Here is a 19195-nt window from a genome sequence, read left to right as displayed (position 1 = left end):
AATCAAGATCATCAACTCTTGGCGAATTAAAATACCAGTTCTCGCCCAGTTCAGATTCGATTAATAAATATAATCAAGCGCAAGACCAAATTATCAAACCATTTTTGCCGCCATATTTCTTTGGATAGCACTAACTGAACGCGACACCACAATGATGATTTTGCTGCGATGAATTTATTGAGAACGAGTCTTTGAGATAACGGAATGCCATTTTCAAACATATTTAAAAAAATGGAAGCTTGCAACCAGGCTTGCAACCAAAGCAATCCTCTTCCGCTGTAAATAAACCGATGCATTTTTCTTTTGAATTCATCAAACATATTCACGGTTGCACCAATGGTGTTATTTCCGTGCTGCCGATATTTAATATTGGCATTACTATCAAAAACAATTTCGCCAAAACAAGATAGAACTAAATAACACCACCAATCATGCATCAGCACTTTACTTGGAAGGTGTTTACAAATAAGTTCCACTGCTTTTCGATTAAGTACCATCGTACAGCCGGTAGCAATATTTTCAACGAGAGCATTACCAAAGCCAACTTTTCTTGGTGTATTGGTAAATCCAATATGGTTTAACTGTTCATCAACAATTTCTAACCTGGAGCAAAATAATGCTGGACGGTTATCAGCGACTACCAACAAGGCTGAAACTGCATGCTCAATTTTATGCGGATGCCAGACATCATCTTGATCACAAAAAGCAATATATTCTGTTTCAGTTAACGCAGCATTATGCAGTAACTTAAAGAAACTCAGGGCCGGGCCTAGGTTTTCATACCCTCTTAATATATCTATACGCCCACTTAATTGCTCATTTTCTAAAATGCTTCTTGTTGAGTCTGATGATCCATCGTCTCTTACCAAAATCCTAATATTTGGATAGGTTTGCTCATACAACGAGTTTAGCTGTTGCTGAAGAAACTTGCTTCCATTGTATGTGGACAGTAGTACTGTGACCTTATTTGGCTTGGATACCACTAGCGTCATCGTTTAGCTCCACCCTTGACAAGTCTATCTGCTTCATTCATGGACTCTTCCATCTAGATGTGCAACGATATCCGCTACATCTTTTGTTTTCTGTATGGAATCTCTGAAATCCATCATATTTAGCTTAAGTCGGCATCCAATTATTTATTTTACCTGCGGTATGAATTACGAAATTAAAGATTATTTGAGTCCAATTGAATTATTACATTATCAAATTCGACCTAAAAATGTCACAGGTATACTTACCGTTTAACAACCTCAATGTTTGGTAGCGGAAACACCAAGCTTACTCCTCTATATTTATCATTTTCTTCGAAGAATTTTCTAAAATGCCATGGCAATACAATCAAATAATCCAATTTTTGTGACAGTAACTCTGCCTCAGGAATGATGGGGATCCATGTGCCTGGGGTGTAACATCCATATTTTTCTGGGTTAACCTCGCCAACAAACGAAATATCTTTTTCTGTCACTCCGCAATATTGCAACAGTACGTTTCCCTTCGTAGATGCGCCAAGTGCAGCGATAGTTTTATTTTCTGTATGAACTGTTTTGATAAAAGCCAATAAATCATATTTCGTTTTAGCTACACGTTCCGCAAATTTTTGATAAGGCACAAGCGTATCTAGCCCATTTGCCTGTTCGTGATCGAGAATCTTCTGTACCAAAGGAACTGGTGTTAAATCACCACGCGATTTTGATACCGTGATTGAGAAGCTGCCCCCATTCACTTCATTAAACTCCACATCAACAATATTGAAACCCACTCTGTCAGCCATCCATTTGATCTGGCGCAGAGCATAAAACTCAACATGTTCATGACAAACTGTGTCATATGAATTCATCTCAAGCATAGTCGGCATATAGCTTTGTTCAAATACCCAAACTCCGTCATCTGCAAGTATGTCGTACACCTGTTGCATAAAATCCGTGGGGTCTTCTAGATCGTAGAACATTGAGAACGAAGTGACTACTTTGGCTTTTCGCTTTGGAAAATGTTCTTTAACTAAAGCTGAGGAAAAGAAATTTGGGATTAGTTGAATGTGCGGTGGATAATAGCTATGGAATTTAATACCGGTCGGGTCAATGCCTACCAGATCCGGTCCGGAAGATGGATATGCCTGCAACGTAGTGCTGTCGTTACTACCAATATCAATAACAAGGTCGCCTTTCTGCAACTCAACCTGCTCAAGAATTTTTTTCACCTTGTTGTTGAGATGAGCCACCATGCTGGCATTTAGGCCGGAACGATACCCATAGTTCTCGCCATACATCTCATCAGAACTGTAGGAATGTTCAAGCTGCAATAGTCCGCAGATATCATTTCCCCCCATGCATTTCACCAGACGCAGGGGACCTGTCGTGATTTTTGAGTTCTGCTCGCGCGGGAATATCCCGGTCAGCATCTGCACTCCCAAATCGAGCACACATTCCAGATGTTTATTACCACAAATTCTGCACTTTTCAATTTTTTTGAACATTAATTTAATCCCTATCCCTTTGCGCTATTCTATTCAATGAGCTTACGCAAATCGGCATCTACCATCAAACTCACCATCTCGTGAAACCCTACCTCAGGTATCCAGCCAAGTTGGTTTCTCACCTTCTTGGAGTTTCCCACTAACTGCACTGATTCAATGGGACGATATGAAGCAGAATCCTCACGGACATAGTCGCAATAATCCAAATTGAAATGTCCAAAGGCAATTTCACACAGCTCTCGTACCGAGTGCGTTTCACCGGTAGCAACCACATAATCATCTGCGTGCGGGTGTTGTAACATCAGCCACATTGCGCGCACATAGTCTCCCGCAAAGCCCCAATCACGGCGTGCATCAAGATTTCCCAAGTAAAGCTCATTCACCAATCCCAATTTAATCTTCGCCACTGCATGTGTTATTTTTCTTGTTACAAAACCTAATCCTCGACGGGGACTCTCGTGATTGAACAGGATTGCCGAGCATCCATATAATCCATAGTGCTGGCGGTAAATCTGGGTCATCGAATGTGCATAAAGTTTTGCGGCACCATATGGGGTACGAGGTCGAAACGGTGTTGTTTCTGATTGAGGGCTTTCAAGTGCATTGCCAAACATTTCACTGCTCGATGCCTGGCAGAAACGGATATTGGTATCCACTGCACGAATGGCATCCAGAATACGAGCAACCGCAAGTCCATTCACCTCTCCAATATCAACAGCATCATTGAACATTCCTGCCCCCGATGAGTAGGCGGCCAGGTTATAAATCTCCGCTGGGCGATATTCAGTCAATATTTCTGTCATTCGACATTGATCCAACATATCCCACACGACCAACTCAATACGCTGCATCAGTACTGTCGGAAGCGACTCTTTAGCATTTTGTATATTTCTAACTGCACCAACGACACAATAGCCTTTGGTAAGTAACAACTCCGCCAAATATGAGCCGTCTTGGCCTGTTATACCGATTATTAAGGCTATTTTCATAGTATATGTCAGAGAAATCTAGCCAAGAAGCGACTGGCCCATGTAGCATGCCGACTACGTGAAAGATCATAAAATCCTGAACGAGCATTTCTATTCATGCAAACACAATAAAGACTGGCAAAGAAATTTGCAATGGTGGCTGGGAACATTGCAATTGCCATATACACCCCACGAGACAAGCCTTGTGTCCTACCTGCCATAAAATGGCTGTACTCGGATAGGGAATATCCCCCAATAGCTCTATATAAAATAAGTTTTTTAATTTGCCTCCACGGCTCTTTACAGCATGCAACAGACTTCGATTGATCCGAGAAATCAGGAAACGACCAAATCAGCTGCGGCCATTTGAACATCCAAATTTCAAAACGACGGGATGTCCACATGGCATTGCCATAACGTATGATTATTAATGGATCAGCAATAACCTTGACTTTGTTTATCGGCGGATGCTGAAAGATAACGCCGACATGAATGAACAATGTTCCGTAATAAGACGAACGGTCTCTCTCCATCCATAAATTACGTTTAATGACCACGCCACCAATAAACGAAAGATAATTCGCCACGTCGGAAAAAAACTTTTCTCCATCTTTTGTTGCATATTCTCGGTCACTAGTAAACTGAAGAAAACGAGTTTTAAGCACCATTGAAAAATCGATATTTCTTATTTCCGAATTTACAACAACGAGGTCAAATGCTCCATTGATAGACTCAAGAACACGAGAAATAGCCTTGGGACACAATAGATCATCATCGGTCATCAGCCAACAATATTCTCCTCTTGCATAGCCAACAGCCTTATCATAGTCACCGTCTACACCCGAATTTTCTTGCTCACGGAAATAACGAATTTCAGGATAGCGCAACAAATACTGTGCCATCACTTCAGGCGTGTTATCCGGTGATGCACCATCCACAATGACAAGCTCAACATCAGACACTATCTGACCAAGGATGGAATCCAGAGTCTCACCAATAAATTGCCCTCTGTTGTAGGTTGCAATACAGATGGATAATTTCGGGAGTTCCATGTTGTCATTAAAATGTTTAAAGTTACTGTTCATTTGTTCTTTAAGTTATTCAGACAACAGACTCTCATGTAACACACGGTGTTTGTCCGCAATGTGCCGTTATTTATCTGTCAATATCAGCATGATATTCCCGCCGCATTCCCGCACTAGTAGTTACTACAGGAATTCTCCACGATATAGTCACTCCAGTAATCTACAATAGAGCGAATGGATATTGCTGCAAAATTTAGTGGAAAAATATCTCTCAAAAGCAATACGTCATCTCCGACATTCAAGAGATTACTCATACATATCGAGAGAACTATGGTCTTTTCTCGATTTCCATATTTATGGTGAGTTTTTAATGCCAATCACTCAACAAGCTTGATAGAATCGGCTAGATCTCTCATTGATTGGATGCATACCAAACCAATTGCGTAATGGGTAGACAGATGCTTCATACTGTTGTAAGCGTCAATAGTACTGCCCCCAGAAAGAAAGGACTGCGAGTCATTACAACTAACAACCTATTTTTTTGCGATATTTTTCGCAATACTCAGTCTCACATAACAAAGGTTAGAATTCAGAAACTTTACGGTAAGCAGCTCTAACGTTAATTTCATTCCTTCGTTTTCCGCCACAACGTTTTAAAGTCAAGATACATCTTGATGGTAAAAGGGGGGACAGTTTTGTATAGTGCATACTTCATCCAATTACTTAAGTTTGGATCGGCATAATGCATTATCACGAGACGATTTAGTACCTTGATGTCTTCTTTATCCTGATTTTCGGCAGCCCTCAACTTTGCCAATATTAGGTACCGAACAGGGATGTCTAGTTGTAGTACTCGCCTAATGTGAAACGCTTCTTCGGAAAACTTTCCAAACAGACTATTACCTACATGGTGGAATGCCTCGATAGCTATCCTATAGCGATTAACTATGCCACGGTCAGAAAATGAATCGTTTCCACCTCGTTTATGAAGTAGTGTCTCACCCAAATAATTTACGGTAAGCCCTTTGGAAACCATGCTCAACAGATGCCCGGCAACTATCCAGCATGTGTCTCGAAATGATTCCGGTATGTTTGCACTATCCCAAATTGTTTTCTTAAAAATCGGACCAGACAAAAAGCTAAAAAATGCCTCACTGGTTCTGGCCGAACGGAAATATTCTTTTCTCTGTGAAGCATCTCCAAGATTGAATAACCTGGAACCCGACATTTTGTTAAAAGGTGGATGTTTTCTAATAGGATCCATCTTTAAATTGCACAAGACATGCTCACAGATGTAAACATCATAATTTGATTTAATAGCTTCAAGTATCTTATTTACCGCGCCCGGTAACATGATGTCATCTGCTGAAAACAACCAGCAATATTGCCCTTGTGCCAAGCTAACTACTTTCTCAATATCTCTATCAATTCCACCACGAAAATTCTGGTGATGATAGATCAACATTGGATATTCACGCTGCCTGATTGATACTATATCGGCAGTATTATCTATTGAGCCGCCATCCAGAACGATCACTTCAACATTTGCGGAAACTTGCGGCAAGAGGCTATCCAATGTTTGTCCAATAAATTTTCCAAAATTGTAAGTTGGAATACAAATTGACAGTTGTATCATGCCGTAATTAGCTGTTTATAGATGCTTAAATGTTGTTCTGCAATATTCCGCCATGCCGATATTGGTGGCTTGGATGAAATACGGCATCCAGCATATGTTTGAATTGAAAGAATCATCTCTTCCACATTGCCGGGTTTTGCACAATAGACATTTTTTTCTTTGTTATATCCACTAGCAATTAAGGACGTGGTCAAAACAAAAGTTCCTTGTGCAATCGCTCCATCAATAGTTGTATTCCATGGCCCGCCTCCATCTCTGAACGGAAGTACAACCGCATCAGAGGCAGCTAATATAGAGGCCAACTGAAACTCTGGCAAAAAACCCATTATGGTTATATATGACTCAATACCCATTGTTTTAATTTTATCCAGTAACGATTTGTGATAATCATCGTTTGGCTGAAAATCGCATGCCATTAATAGATGCGCTTTTGTTTTCGCAACAATTTCAAATAGCATTTCAATTCCTTTGAGAGGTGCCACAAATCCGTAGTAAGACAGCAATACCTTGTTATTAGAAATATAGTGGTGCCGGATTTTTGATCGTTCCTCATCGGATAACATAACTGTTGGCAACAAAGACGCAGCAGGGATCCATGCTAACCTTGTACCTCTGAGTGCTCTTTGAATAAATTTAGGTGTGCTCGTTATTATCTCTTCTCTTACTGTAATCAGCACTTCTAATCCAATTGTTAATAACCAACTTGACTTCCCACTGAAAACCGGTTCATGCCACGTTTGCACACAGTGTTTACGTAGAAGATGCATTAACAACGGCATGAGCATTGGCATGCTGCCTGAGTACCCTTGAGTTGGATATTGAATGTGGATAATGTCTGGATTAAATTGCAAAATATACTTTGCAATATGAATTAATTCAGTAACTCGCCAACTCCGTATCACAGATAAAACTTCAACTCCATTTTGTTCTATGACTTCGCTAGCACGTTCATCTGTTAGCACAGTTACTTTAACATTCTTAGATTCCGCTAAAGCCATTGCCAATTTTTGCGTATATGTCCCAACTCCGCATTTCATTGGCGGATATGATCCCGTTATTATTAATATCCGCATATTCAAACAAGCTTTTTAAGTACTATCCAGCCAAAGGTATATTGCTTGTCCGCGCAATCGATTGGTTTGTCTTTACCGACATAATTCATCTCGCCGTTTGGAAACAAACCATAACTTGCAGCCTTTTTTACAAAATCAATAACTTCATTCCTTGAAAAAATCTTCCAATCCATTCCAAAAAATTTGATTCCTGTTGTATCAATTTTTTCTGGCCAGTAATCGAACGATGCTATGAAGTAGCCGCCGGGCCTCAAAAGACGCGACATCTCTTTCAACAACGATTGCCCATCAAAACCATGCTCAATTACCGAAATCGATGTAATCGCCCGGAATGAGGCATCTTCAAATTTTGTGTGCATAAAATCGGTAATTTCATAATGGATATCATTTTGATACGGCATTTTCTGCAAATTGGGATTTAGATCGGCGCCTGTTAAATTTGAATAACCTAATTTGTGTAGTGCAACGATAACTTCTGATGCATAGCACCCAATATCAAGTATCGGCTCATTTTTTTTTACATTACTCTCAAGAAAATTTAGAGTGGCGAGTACATCCCAACTCTTCACCATATCTCCCATCGCCACCCCGCGCACCAGCCCAAGCTTTCTCATTAAAGATCGCAAGGGTGACTCAACAAAAGATACCCCTTTGTTTACCAATACTTGACGCGCTTTGCTTATTTGCAATTTATTTTGCAAAACTTCCATAATCATCACAATCTCCTTCTAAGTGCTTTATTAACTTTTGTCTCAATCATGGGGCTCATCAGAAAAAAAGTTGTTTTGCACAGCAAACCTTAAACGCGGTGAAAATAAAATAACTAACAAAAAAGCAAAAAATACCAATCCACTCCCGATAAATAATTCCACGTAATTAGAATATCCCCACTCACGAACTTCGTCTCCCACAATTCCTACCACCAATAGTGACAAACAAAGTGGCATTCCAACATCCCATAATAACCACTTTAACCCAAGCCCTTTTAATAGTGTCTTGTGCGTGAGCCATGTACCCATTAATAGGTATATACCACTCGATAATGCCCACGCTGTAGCTCCACCAATAACCCCGAATTGCATAGCTAGCAAAATGGTCATCGGTATCATCATGATTACCAATATGACATTAATCATTAGTGGCAAGCGCGTCATGCCAAAAGCTAATTGCAAAGCATAAGGAAAATGCATAACCCCATTTAACGCGGTACCGATCAAGAGTAACGCGACTATTGGAGCCATGCTCGACGCAAATGACAAGTTTCCCGTCCACAAAGAAAGTATTTCTTCAGCAAAAACAGCAATAGCCGTTGCTATTGGAAAAAGGACTGCTGAAAGCAAACGAGTTCCTGACCGATACAGTTCAATCAACTTGTCGGCATCTCCAGTAACGACAAGCGCGGACAGGCGCGGGTAAATCACATTAAAAGTAGGCGTAAGTAACACATACAAACCATTTGCAACTACCCCTGCTAGCGCATAACGCCCAAAATCTTCCAAACTAAGTATTCTACTTAACAGCACCTTGTCCAATTGCATCAGGATAACTCCCGAAACTGCAACCCCGCTCATACCCGCAGAAAAACGCCATATCTGTCTCAGCTTATCAATATCGAACCGTCTATCCTTGAATCGCCCTATTACCCGCCACGCTGCCCATCGCATGGTTGCCGCATACACGAGCCCGACCCCAGCTTGCCAAATAAAGAAAGCCTCAATTGTCGGCGCTACAAAGGCAAGCACCATCACACCGCCCAAACTTCCCAGCGTCACCATCGCAATATTAATGCCACTCGATATTGTCAAGCGTTGTGCCCCTATCAAGGCACTTTGATATAATCCAATTGGCCAGCGGCAAGCAACCACCAGCCCCATCAATATTACGGCATGCTCAATGGTTTGCTGTGAAAGATATTTGGATTGTAGCCAGTGTTCCGTAATCAATGGTGCCAATGACACAATTAACAAGGAAATTACTCCAGCCATTCCCCAATAAACGATGGCGAGAGTATGTAGTAACTTTCCAACTTCCTTTAAATTTCCCGATGCCGAATATCGTGCGACCTCACGGTTAATCGTTGGAGCTAATCCCATATCAAGAAGGGAAAGCAATGCCTGTGTCGTCACAAAGAAACCGATCAAACCATAGGCTTCTATTCCGAGGTATTTAAGATAAAAGGGAACAACTGCCAAGCCGATCAGTGCCGACCAGATCGAGTTTGTTAATCCTGCAAGTAGGTTTCCACTCAGCCTCATGCTGGGAAACTCACGAGAGTCGTGTCGTTGGAATACCCATTGAATCGTGCTGTCGACCCAGCCGCGACGGCCCACAATGCAAGTCTTGGATTCAAGAGGCAAGGGACAAAAAATTCAGGGTTCAAGGCTATAGGCACGTGTCGAGATTTACGAGCGCAGTTTTTTATATTTAGTTTTTATTTATGAATTTCATATTTAAAATCATCTCCCCCATTAACGACCAATGGGAAAATATTCCAGTCCGTGTGCTCTTACCGTAGCCAACTCATACAAGCTACGGCCATCGAAGATTAATGGAGTTTTGAGCTTGGTTTTAATTATTGCAAAGTCCGGATTGCGGAATTCTTTCCACTCAGTGACGATAACCAATGCATCTGCATCTTTACAGGCTGTGAGCGGATTGTCTGCATAAGAAATTCTGGAGTCATTGCCAAAGATTCGTTGTGCTTCTGACATGGCTACCGGGTCATACGCAGTGACGGTAGCACCTGCCTCTAATAAATCTGAAATCAGCTTGCGGCTCGGCGCATCGCGCATATCATCCGTGTTGGGCTTGAAAGCAAGTCCCCAAATGGCAAAGTTTTTTCCAATAAGATTGGTACCGAATCTAGCTTTTATTTTGTTCGTGAGGACTTCTTTTTGTGCATCGTTGGCTGCTTCCACGGCATTGAGTACTTTGAGGGTGATGCCGGCGTCGTCATTGGCAGTTTTGATGAGCGCTTTTACATCTTTAGGGAAACAGGATCCACCGTAGCCACAGCCTGAATAGAGAAAATGGTAGCCGATACGGGTGTCGGAACCAATACCTAGTCTTACCATTTCAATGTCGGCACCAAGTTTTTCTGCAACATTGGCCAGTTCGTTCATGAAGCTGATACGTGTGGCGAGCATGGCATTGGCGGCGTACTTAGTGAGTTCGGCACTTTTGACATCCATGACAATAATACGGTCGTGGTTGCGATTGAATGGGGCATATAACTCACGCATTTGTTGGATAGCATGTGCATCATCTCCACCGATAATGATGCGATCCGGGCGCATGAAATCTTCAACTGCCCCGCCTTCTTTAAGGAATTCTGGGTTGGAGACGACACTATGCTTGAGCTTAATGTCGCGTTTTTGCAACTCTTCTGCGATAACTGCGCTGACCTTGTGGGCAGTACCCACAGGAACGGTACTTTTATTAACGATAATTTTATCTTCAGTCATACGGCTGCCGATGTTTCTGGCTGCTGCCAGAACATATTGCAGGTCGGCGGAGCCATCTTCATCAGGGGGGGTACCGACGGCGACGAACTGAATACGAGCGTGTGCTACGGCACGGTCTATGTCTGTGGTAAAGCCGAGACGGCCAGCAGCGACATTGTGGCGCACGATGTCGATCAAACCAGACTCGTGAATAGGAATATGCCCGTTTTCCAAAATACGTATTTTTGCTGGGTCGAGATCGAGACAGAGAACATGATTACCAACCTCTGCAAGGCATGCGCCACTCACTAGACCTACATAACCGGTCCCTACAATTGTGACTTTCAAACGTTTTCTCCAATAAAATTGGCCCATCTGGAACAAATGGTTTCACTGGCAATGCGGTTATATAACCTGTGCTTTAATCCCCGTACTTATCAGTGCACACAATGTTCATTTCTTCGAAGATTAAGAAGACGCTGCACTTGATGTCATACAAGAAACGTCCTTTGTTCAGCAGACAAACAGGCACATTTGCCCAGTGATGCCAGCAATCAGAGTTGCTTCGTTCATTAAGCAACTTCCATAAAGATTGCAGTGCGCAAGACTTCCGCTCCTAACTATTGGATTGCGGATTATAATTCAAGCCATGCATCTCAAGAAATGTTTATCATCAACCTTTTGAAAGTGGCTATGCTCTATCCTGTTATTTTGTCTGGAGGTTCTGGCACCCGTTTATGGCCCTTATCTCGCGTAGCATTACCCAAACAGTTTTTGCCGCTGATTTCCGAAAACACATTATTTCAAGAAACATTGCTGCGCCTTAAAGGCTATCCCAGCGTAGCCGCCCCATTAGTGATCTGTAACAACGAACATCGCTTCCTCGTCGCCGAACAGTTGCGTGCCGTTAACATTGATCCTCTATTGCAGGTACTCGAGCCATCAGGTCGCAATACTGCACCTGCAGTGGCTATTGCCGCACTCGCTGCACAAGCTAGAGATGCTCAAGCAATCTTGTTGGTATTACCTGCAGATCATCTAATTCAGGATATTTCAGGCTTTCATAAGGCGATTCAAGCAGCATTCGCGTTGGCGCAACAAGATAAATTGGTGACATTCGGTATTACACCCCATGAACCTGCCACAGGATTCGGCTACATTGAACGCGGTGCAATATTAGGATCCGGTGAGCATAGCTTTGAGGTGGCGCGTTTTGTGGAAAAACCAGATTTAGATACGGCTAAACAGTTCGTGGCTTCAGGAAGATTTTTTTGGAACAGTGGCATGTTCGTATTCAAAGCATCTGTCTACCTGAATGAGCTGCAACGCTACCGCCCGGACATTCATCAAGCTGCACTAGAAGCATGGCAAAATAGCACGCATGATCTGGATTTTTGTCGTCTGGATGAAAAGGCTTTTGCCACTTGCCCATCGGATTCTATCGATTATGCAGTGATGGAACACACTCAGGCGGCGGCTATGGTGACAGTGGATATTGGCTGGAGTGACATCGGTTCATGGTCATCACTCTATGACGTCAGCCCACAAGATGAGCAAGGCAATGCTTTGCGTGGCGATGTTTATACCGCAGAAACCACACATACTTATGTTCGTGCCGAAAGTCGTATGGTGGCAACTATCGGAGTGCAAGACTTGGTCATTGTGGAAACTGCTGATGCAGTGTTGGTGATGCATAAGGACTTTGCCCAGAATGTAAAACATACCGTGGAATATCTTAAGCAGGCCGAACGCACCGAACATCTGATTCACCGTCGTGTCTATCGCCCGTGGGGCTATTATGAAGGCATCGATATCGGCGAACGATTCCAGGCCAAGCGCATTATGGTGAAACCCGGTGCAAAATTGTCTTTGCAAAAGCACCATCATCGCGCCGAACATTGGATTGTAGTTTCCGGTTATGCCAAAGTAACTCGTGGCGAGGATATTCTACTGCTACAAGAGGACCAATCAACTTATATCCCTATTGGCATGAAACACCGCCTGGAAAATATAGGCACAGGATCGCTTTATCTGATTGAAGTCCAGTCTGGCTCGTATCTCGGCGAAGATGATATTGTACGGTACGACGATGATTATAAACGTAACTAATCTTTTTCCGGTTTTATTCGCTAATTCAACGTAACCAATGAAATTGTTAACCAGATTATTTCATTTTTGATATACGTGCTCGTTATATATTGCATAACAAAAAAATTTGCGCGTGATTATCACGCAACATAATGAAAAATTCGGCATGTGAAAATGAATGCCGTTTACACTGACTCCTTATCTGGATGATTCACCCGCACTTCTTGCCGGCCTGCCAAATCAACTCTGGTGGTAGACATTCGCTTATCTATGTTTAACCCTCGTCAGATTTATACTCTCCTGCTGTGGCTTTTGTTGCCATATGTATTTTTCCATCTGCTCTGGCGCGCGCGCAAACAACGTGAGTACCTGCAACATATTGACGAACGTTTCGGACGCTACTCTGCTCACAGTGATAAACCAATAATCTGGCTGCATACCGTATCAGTTGGAGAAACACGCGCAGCGGTCAGCTTGGTAGAACGTTTGCGGGAAAATTACCCGCATCATCAACTGCTGCTTACACACACCACTCCAACCGGCCGCGCAGCTAGTGAACAGCTTTACGGCGGCGATGTCCTGCGGGTGTATTTGCCTTACGACTACCCATTTGCTGTCAAGCGTTTCTTGCAACACTTTCGCCCACGCATCGGTGTCTTGATGGAAACTGAAATCTGGTTTAATCTGATTCATAGCTGCCATACGATGCAAATTCCCTTACTACTGCTTAATGCACGATTATCTGAGAAATCTGCTGCGCGTTATGCACGTTACCCGAATTTGACGCGACTGGGTTTAAACGAACTGAGCGCTATTTCTGCGCAAAGCGAAGTCGATGCTACACGTATGACTGGATTAGGTTCAAACAATGTATCTGTCATGGGCAATCTGAAATTTGACATCCAACCACCATCGACGATGCTAGAACTGGGTACACAATTACGCACTCAGTTTGGTAAAGACAGGAAGATTTTTTTGCTAGCCAGCACCCGCACCGGGGAAGAGATCTTACTGCTATCTATGCTTAAGCAAGTAGACATTCCCCATCTGCTAACCGTCATTGTGCCACGCCATCCGCAACGCTTCGACGACATAGCTGACATACTCACCCAACAAAACATTCGCTTTCAGCGTAGGAGTGAGAACGTTCCGATCGCACCAGATACCCAAGTAGTATTGGGTGATAGCATGGGAGAGATGTTTGCCTATTATGCCGCCTGCGACCTTACCTTCATTGGCGGCAGTTTATTGCCATTTGGCGGACAAAACCTCATTGAGGCTTGCGCCGTAGGCAAGCCTGTTTTTATAGGCCCCCACACATACAATTTCGCACAAGCCAGCCAGCTTGCTGTCGAATGCGGAGCAGCCGTGCGGATACAGAATGCATCTGATCTAGCGCAAAGTTTACAAAACTTGCTTGCCCATCCCGAGCAGCTGACAAAAATTGGTCAAGCCGGACTGCATTTTGTCCGTACCCATCGTGGCGCAACAGAACAAGCACTGCGTCATATAACCTATTTTCTGGATAACCGCTTGCAGTAAAAAACTGCAACATAAAATAATATATCGACCCTCCAAACCATGAATAAAATCCTTATTACCGGCGGTGCCGGATTTATTGGCTCCGCAGTTATTCGCCAACTAATCACAGAAACCGACGCGACAGTCATCAACGTCGATAAGCTGACCTATGCCGGCAATTTACAGTCCTTAATATCGGTAGCAGACGATCCCCGCTACCACTTCGAACATGTGGATATTTGTGATGCGGCTACAGTCGCAAGACTATTTCATGAACATCAACCGGATGCGGTGATGCATTTAGCTGCGGAATCCCATGTCGATCGATCCATCACTGGCCCGGCAGCCTTTATTGAAACCAATATTTTTGGCACATACACACTCCTAAACGCAGCACGGGAATACTGGAGCGAGCTTTCTGCAGAACGCAAAAACACTTTTCGCTTCCACCATATATCCACAGATGAGGTATATGGCAGCCTAGGTGAAACCGGTTTTTTTACCGAAAACACCGCTTACCAACCAAACTCACCTTACTCGGCAAGCAAAGCGTCTTCAGACCACCTGGTGCGTGCTTGGTATCACACTTACGGCTTGCCCGTGGTCACTACCAACTGTTCCAATAACTACGGCCCTTATCATTTCCCGGAGAAGCTCATTCCATTGATCATCCTGAATGCATGCAATGGAAAACCGCTACCCATTTATGGCAAGGGTGACAATATCCGCGACTGGTTGTATGTGGACGACCATGCGCGTGCGTTGCGCGTGGTACTTGAGCGGGGCCGGGTGGGGGAAACTTACAATATTGGTGGCTGGAATGAAAAAACCAATCTGGAAGTAGTGTATGAAATTTGCGCGATTCTTGATGAGCTCCGCCCTCAAGGTGCGCCACATGCATCCCTTATCACCTACGTACAGGACAGGCCCGGGCATGACCATCGCTACGCGATCGATGCCGGTAAAATCGCCCATGAACTGGGCTGGAAACCGCTGGAAACTTTTGAAACCGGATTGCGCAAGACAGTGCAATGGTATCTGACAAACCCGGATTGGGTTGATGCTGTCATTAGTGGGGAATACCAGAATTGGATCCAACAAAATTACGGTGATAGGGAAACATCATGAAAGGCATCATACTCGCAGGTGGCTCCGGCACTCGACTTTACCCGGCTACCCGATCCATCTCCAAGCAATTATTGCCTGTTTATGATAAACCAATGATTTACTATCCGCTGACCACGCTTATGCTGGCCGGCATTCAGGATATTCTGATCATCTCCACTCCGCAGGACATACCGCGTTTCGAACAGTTGCTAGGCGATGGCTCACAGTGGGGAATGAATTTTTCCTTTGCCATACAACCTTCACCGGATGGGCTCGCGCAAGCATTTATTATTGGCGAGTCTTTTATCGGTCATAACTCCTGTTCGTTGGTACTGGGGGATAACATTTTTTACGGCCACGACTTTGAAAAAAATCTTTCAGCCGCCAGAACAAAATTAGAGGGCGGCACTGTATTTGCCTACCACGTCAATGACCCAGAACGGTACGGAGTAGTAGAATTCGATGCTACAGGGCGTGCAATCAGTCTGGAAGAAAAGCCCAAAAAACCCAAGTCCAATTATGCCGTGACGGGCCTTTATTTTTACGATGCAAACGTTGTTGAAATTGCCAAATCTGTTAAACCTTCCGCACGTGGGGAATTGGAAATTACTACCGTCAATCAGATTTACCTCGATAGCGGAAGACTGGATGTGCAGGTTATGGGGCGTGGCTATGCATGGTTGGATACGGGCACGCATGATTCATTGCTGGAAGCTTCAATGTTTATTCAGACACTAGAGAAACGTCAAGGGTTGAAGATTGCCTGCCCGGAAGAAGTTGCTTATCGCCGAGGTTACATCACGATGGAGCAAATGGAACGGTTGGCCGAGCCGCTGGCAAAGAATGGTTATGGTCGATATCTGCTTGATATTCTAAAAGAGAAAGTTTATTAAAAATGCACGTTATCCAAACAGCAATAGCCGACCTTTTAATTATAGAACCCAAAGTGTTCGGTGATGCCCGCGGGGTTTTTTTCGAGAGCTTCAATCAAAAAGTTTTCGAGAATATCACAGGGCGATCCGTCAACTTCGTCCAGGATAACCACTCCCGATCGGCCCAGCATGTACTACGTGGATTGCATTATCAAATCAAACAACCACAGGGTAAATTAGTTCGTGTAGTGGCAGGAGAAGTATTCGATGTGGCAGTGGATATTCGCAAATCATCACCCACCTTTGGTTTATGGGCGGGCGTTATGCTTTCTGCCGAAAACAAACGGATGTTTTGGGTGCCGGAAGGGTTTGCCCATGGCTTCGTCGTGCTTAGCGAGCATGCGGAGTTCCTCTATAAAACAACAGATTATTGGGCGCCTGAATATGAGCGCTCTATCTTATGGAACGATCCCGACTTGGCTATTGATTGGCATCTTGACCAGAACACACCTATTTTGTCCAAAAAAGATCAAGAGGGTTCGTTTTTTGTCAAGGCAGAATCATTCCCATAAATTCCTTTTGGACGGGATATAGTCACAGTCACAATGGGTTGACCGCTATCAGGCAGGCAATAAAACAGCAATTTAATGTCATCATCCATTTCGCTTATTCAAGCGCAGACAAGGCGGAATTTTAATCTGGTCTAGTTATGATAATTGTCGGCATTGCCCCGAACGTTATGTAAAGTACAAAATACTTAGTTCACCAAACAAGATTTATCCCCATTGTTTAAATCTGCACAATAATATCCAAAAATACAATGAATTGAGCTGAACGGCCAAGTTGTTTGATTCACTTTATATTTCCATTTTTTTAAGTTAATCAAGTATAATGGCAGATTATTTTAGTAAGAAATCCACAAAAAGGAAGGCAAATAATGTCTATAAATCGTGTTACTTTCTTCCCGGTCGGCAATGGCGATACCACCTTAATCGAAGCAAATGATAAAACGATACTTACTGATATCAATTATCGTTGTGAACGATATACGGATCGCTTCAGAACATCCATTGATGTTAACGGTAACATAGGAAACGCTGCCACTCTTGGACTAGAGGAGGCGTCAAAGCCATTCCAGTGGCTCTACTACGACTTTGCGCTTGATCTTCAATATGCTTGTTATCAATCCAGTTATCGAAGTAACCGAGAGTATCGATTGTCGCTCTTGGTTTTGACTCACCCAAATCAAAACAATCTGGCCGGTTTTGACAAACTTTTTTATCGCGGTGACCCTGCTGAATTTGAGGACCGGCCAAGAGAAGATGATAAATTAATCCTTATCGAGGAAATGTGGATCAACCCTTGTTTTGCAGACTCACAATATGAAACTGATGAATCTAAACCAGTATTTCAGGAGATTAAACGTAGGTTGAATCTTCAAGGTAGTAAAGAATCAGAATTGAATGGCAATAGAATTAGCAAATTGGAAGCAACGTCATCATCTGGATTAGTTAAAACTTTTTCGCGAAATATTGAAGCGCATATTATTTCTCCTATCCAAAAAGAAGGTGAAATATCCAAAGCTATATCGAGTGACGATCAACCTAACCTAAACGACAGTAGCGTGGTCATACGCTGGACAGTTAAAGTTTTCGGTGGAACGAATCGTATTATGTTAGGAGGAGATGCGACAGTCGAGGTTTGGGATCGTATTTGGCAGAATTACCAAAATAATGCCGATAAGCTGAATTGGCATATCTTGCTTGCACCACATCACTGTTCTATTGATGTTATGGCACGAAAAAATCAAGAGGGCAAATATGAGTATTCTGAGAATGCACTTAACGCGCTGAGCCAAGTGGAAGGTGATGGTTTCGTTGTATCAAGCAGCAAAGAAGTCAAGCACAATGATGACTTGTTGCCTAGTTGGAAAGCCAAACAAAAATATCTTGGAATATTGAAAGATGTGGATGGAACTCGGTTTTTGAACCCTGATACTCGCGCAAATGCCCCTTTGCTTTACTCACCACTACAGGATGACAAACCTGAGCCAGTAGTATTCACTTTGACCAAGGAAGGGCCTTCTCTCGATGAGCCGGCACCTGCTTCACCGCACACACCTCACAAAATAGTGCCGGTTGAAACGGGCAATGACGAATTCGGCTATAAATGGAATATGAAAGTATAAAGTGCTCTTTACCTCAGTCCAGGCAATAATTAAGTTGAATGGACTGAGGATAGCCGATCAACAAATAGTGAATAATGTATAACCTCTTAAGCTAAACAAAAAAATTTCGCTACTGTTGAATGACGGTATTCAAATTCTGTATGGAAGCCATTATCTTCAAATGGAGAAAGTATTTACTTTAGATGATATTTGTCGCGTACCGATAAATTCATCCACAATGTCGCACCACCGGTTACTGTCTAGTTCATCACACCTATTTTTAGTCCCTGCTCTGCGAGCAATGCGTGCGGGTTATATATTGAACAATAGCGGAGAAATGCCGTGGGGAAAATTACAGAAATTTTGAACGCCGCGCAACAACGCGCCAAAGAAATGAATTTACCCTACGAGGGCGCCCTGCTGCCGAATGAGGCTTACGAAATACAACAAGCTGCGCCCGGCACCAAGCTGGTCGACGTACGCACACGGGCTGAGTTAGACTGGGTGGGACATATCCCCGATGCAGTGGAAATTGAATGGGCTACCTATCCCGGCATGAAACCCAATCCGTATTTTATCGCTCAGCTTGAGCAGCAGGTGGACAAAGAGGCATTGGTATTATTCATATGCCGCAGTGGTGGCCGATCTCATAATGCCGCTATAGCTGCGACCGAAGCCGGTTATGTCGAATCCTACAACGTGCTGGAAGGCTTTGAGGGCGATAGAGACGCCAACAAGCACCGTAATATGCTGGGCGGCTGGCGCGCACGTGAATTACCGTGGGAACAGAGCTAACATAGGACTCTCGGTAGCTCATGACTT

General features: G+C 43.4%; 16 protein-coding genes. 7 read left to right on the top strand and 9 right to left on the bottom strand.

Annotated features, from left to right (window positions below):
* Positions 1 to 50: 50 nt before the first annotated feature.
* From W01_RS11375 to W01_RS11335, 9 genes are all read right to left on the bottom strand, one after another.
* On the bottom strand, positions 51 to 992 hold the full coding sequence (locus tag W01_RS11375; protein ID WP_173054781.1) for a glycosyltransferase family 2 protein: 942 nt from the start codon (positions 990 to 992) through the stop codon (positions 51 to 53).
* 242 nt (positions 993 to 1234) lie between these two features.
* A complete protein-coding gene (locus W01_RS11370) occupies positions 1235 to 2473 on the bottom strand; it encodes a class I SAM-dependent methyltransferase (protein WP_173054779.1) in 1239 nt (412 codons plus the stop codon).
* Between the two features lie 29 nt (positions 2474 to 2502).
* Positions 2503 to 3462 (bottom strand): GDP-mannose 4,6-dehydratase, encoded by a 960-nt coding sequence (locus W01_RS11365; protein ID WP_173054777.1) that lies wholly within the window; start codon positions 3460 to 3462, stop codon positions 2503 to 2505.
* Between the two features lie 8 nt (positions 3463 to 3470).
* Positions 3471 to 4526 carry a glycosyltransferase family 2 protein gene (locus tag W01_RS11360; RefSeq protein ID WP_198421283.1) on the bottom strand — a complete coding sequence of 352 codons (1056 nt, stop codon included), beginning with the start codon at positions 4524 to 4526 and terminating at the stop codon, positions 3471 to 3473.
* 565 nt (positions 4527 to 5091) lie between these two features.
* Positions 5092 to 6102, bottom strand: a complete 1011-nt coding sequence (locus W01_RS11355) for a glycosyltransferase family 2 protein (protein WP_173054775.1) — start codon at positions 6100 to 6102, stop codon at positions 5092 to 5094.
* Entirely contained in the window at positions 6099 to 7139 is a 1041-nt protein-coding gene (locus W01_RS11350) for a glycosyltransferase (RefSeq protein WP_256380103.1), read from the bottom strand. The genes W01_RS11355 and W01_RS11350 overlap by 4 nt, the downstream gene beginning before the upstream one ends.
* Before the next feature lie 38 nt (positions 7140 to 7177).
* Positions 7178 to 7891, bottom strand: coding sequence for a class I SAM-dependent methyltransferase (locus W01_RS11345; protein WP_173054771.1), 714 nt, complete (start codon positions 7889 to 7891; stop codon positions 7178 to 7180).
* A gap of 36 nt (positions 7892 to 7927) precedes the next feature.
* Positions 7928 to 9430 (bottom strand): lipopolysaccharide biosynthesis protein, encoded by a 1503-nt coding sequence (locus W01_RS11340; RefSeq protein WP_173054769.1) that lies wholly within the window; start codon positions 9428 to 9430, stop codon positions 7928 to 7930.
* Positions 9431 to 9643: 213 nt separating this feature from the next.
* The gene (locus W01_RS11335; RefSeq protein WP_173054767.1) at positions 9644 to 10966 is read right to left on the bottom strand and encodes a UDP-glucose dehydrogenase family protein; all 1323 of its coding nucleotides are present in this window, start codon (positions 10964 to 10966) and stop codon (positions 9644 to 9646) included.
* 315 nt (positions 10967 to 11281) lie between these two features.
* On the opposite strand from W01_RS11335, the gene W01_RS11330 reads away from it, so the two are divergent.
* The 7 genes from W01_RS11330 (at position 11282) to W01_RS11300 (ending at position 19168) form a co-directional block, all read left to right on the top strand.
* On the top strand, positions 11282 to 12727 hold the full coding sequence (locus W01_RS11330) for a mannose-1-phosphate guanylyltransferase/mannose-6-phosphate isomerase (protein WP_173054765.1): 1446 nt from the start codon (positions 11282 to 11284) through the stop codon (positions 12725 to 12727).
* 249 nt (positions 12728 to 12976) lie between these two features.
* Positions 12977 to 14248 carry a lipid IV(A) 3-deoxy-D-manno-octulosonic acid transferase gene (waaA, locus tag W01_RS11325; protein WP_173054763.1) on the top strand — a complete coding sequence of 424 codons (1272 nt, stop codon included), beginning with the start codon at positions 12977 to 12979 and terminating at the stop codon, positions 14246 to 14248.
* A gap of 39 nt (positions 14249 to 14287) precedes the next feature.
* Entirely contained in the window at positions 14288 to 15355 is a 1068-nt protein-coding gene (rfbB, locus tag W01_RS11320; protein WP_173054761.1) for a dTDP-glucose 4,6-dehydratase, read from the top strand.
* On the top strand, positions 15352 to 16227 hold the full coding sequence (gene rfbA / locus W01_RS11315; RefSeq protein WP_173054759.1) for a glucose-1-phosphate thymidylyltransferase RfbA: 876 nt from the start codon (positions 15352 to 15354) through the stop codon (positions 16225 to 16227). Before rfbB ends, rfbA begins: the two co-directional genes overlap by 4 nt.
* A gap of 2 nt (positions 16228 to 16229) precedes the next feature.
* Entirely contained in the window at positions 16230 to 16778 is a 549-nt protein-coding gene (rfbC, locus tag W01_RS11310; RefSeq protein ID WP_173054757.1) for a dTDP-4-dehydrorhamnose 3,5-epimerase, read from the top strand.
* 365 nt (positions 16779 to 17143) lie between these two features.
* Entirely contained in the window at positions 17144 to 18394 is a 1251-nt protein-coding gene (locus W01_RS11305; protein WP_173054755.1) for a hypothetical protein, read from the top strand.
* A gap of 321 nt (positions 18395 to 18715) precedes the next feature.
* Positions 18716 to 19168 carry a rhodanese-like domain-containing protein gene (locus W01_RS11300; RefSeq protein ID WP_173054753.1) on the top strand — a complete coding sequence of 151 codons (453 nt, stop codon included), beginning with the start codon at positions 18716 to 18718 and terminating at the stop codon, positions 19166 to 19168.
* The last annotated feature ends 27 nt before the right edge of the window (positions 19169 to 19195 follow it).

The sequence above is a fragment of the Candidatus Nitrotoga sp. AM1P genome, from assembly GCF_013168275.1.
Taxonomy (GTDB): Bacteria; Pseudomonadota; Gammaproteobacteria; order Burkholderiales; family Gallionellaceae; genus Nitrotoga.
Note: the sequence above shows the minus strand (reverse complement) of the source record. Positions and strands in the feature narration are given on the sequence as shown.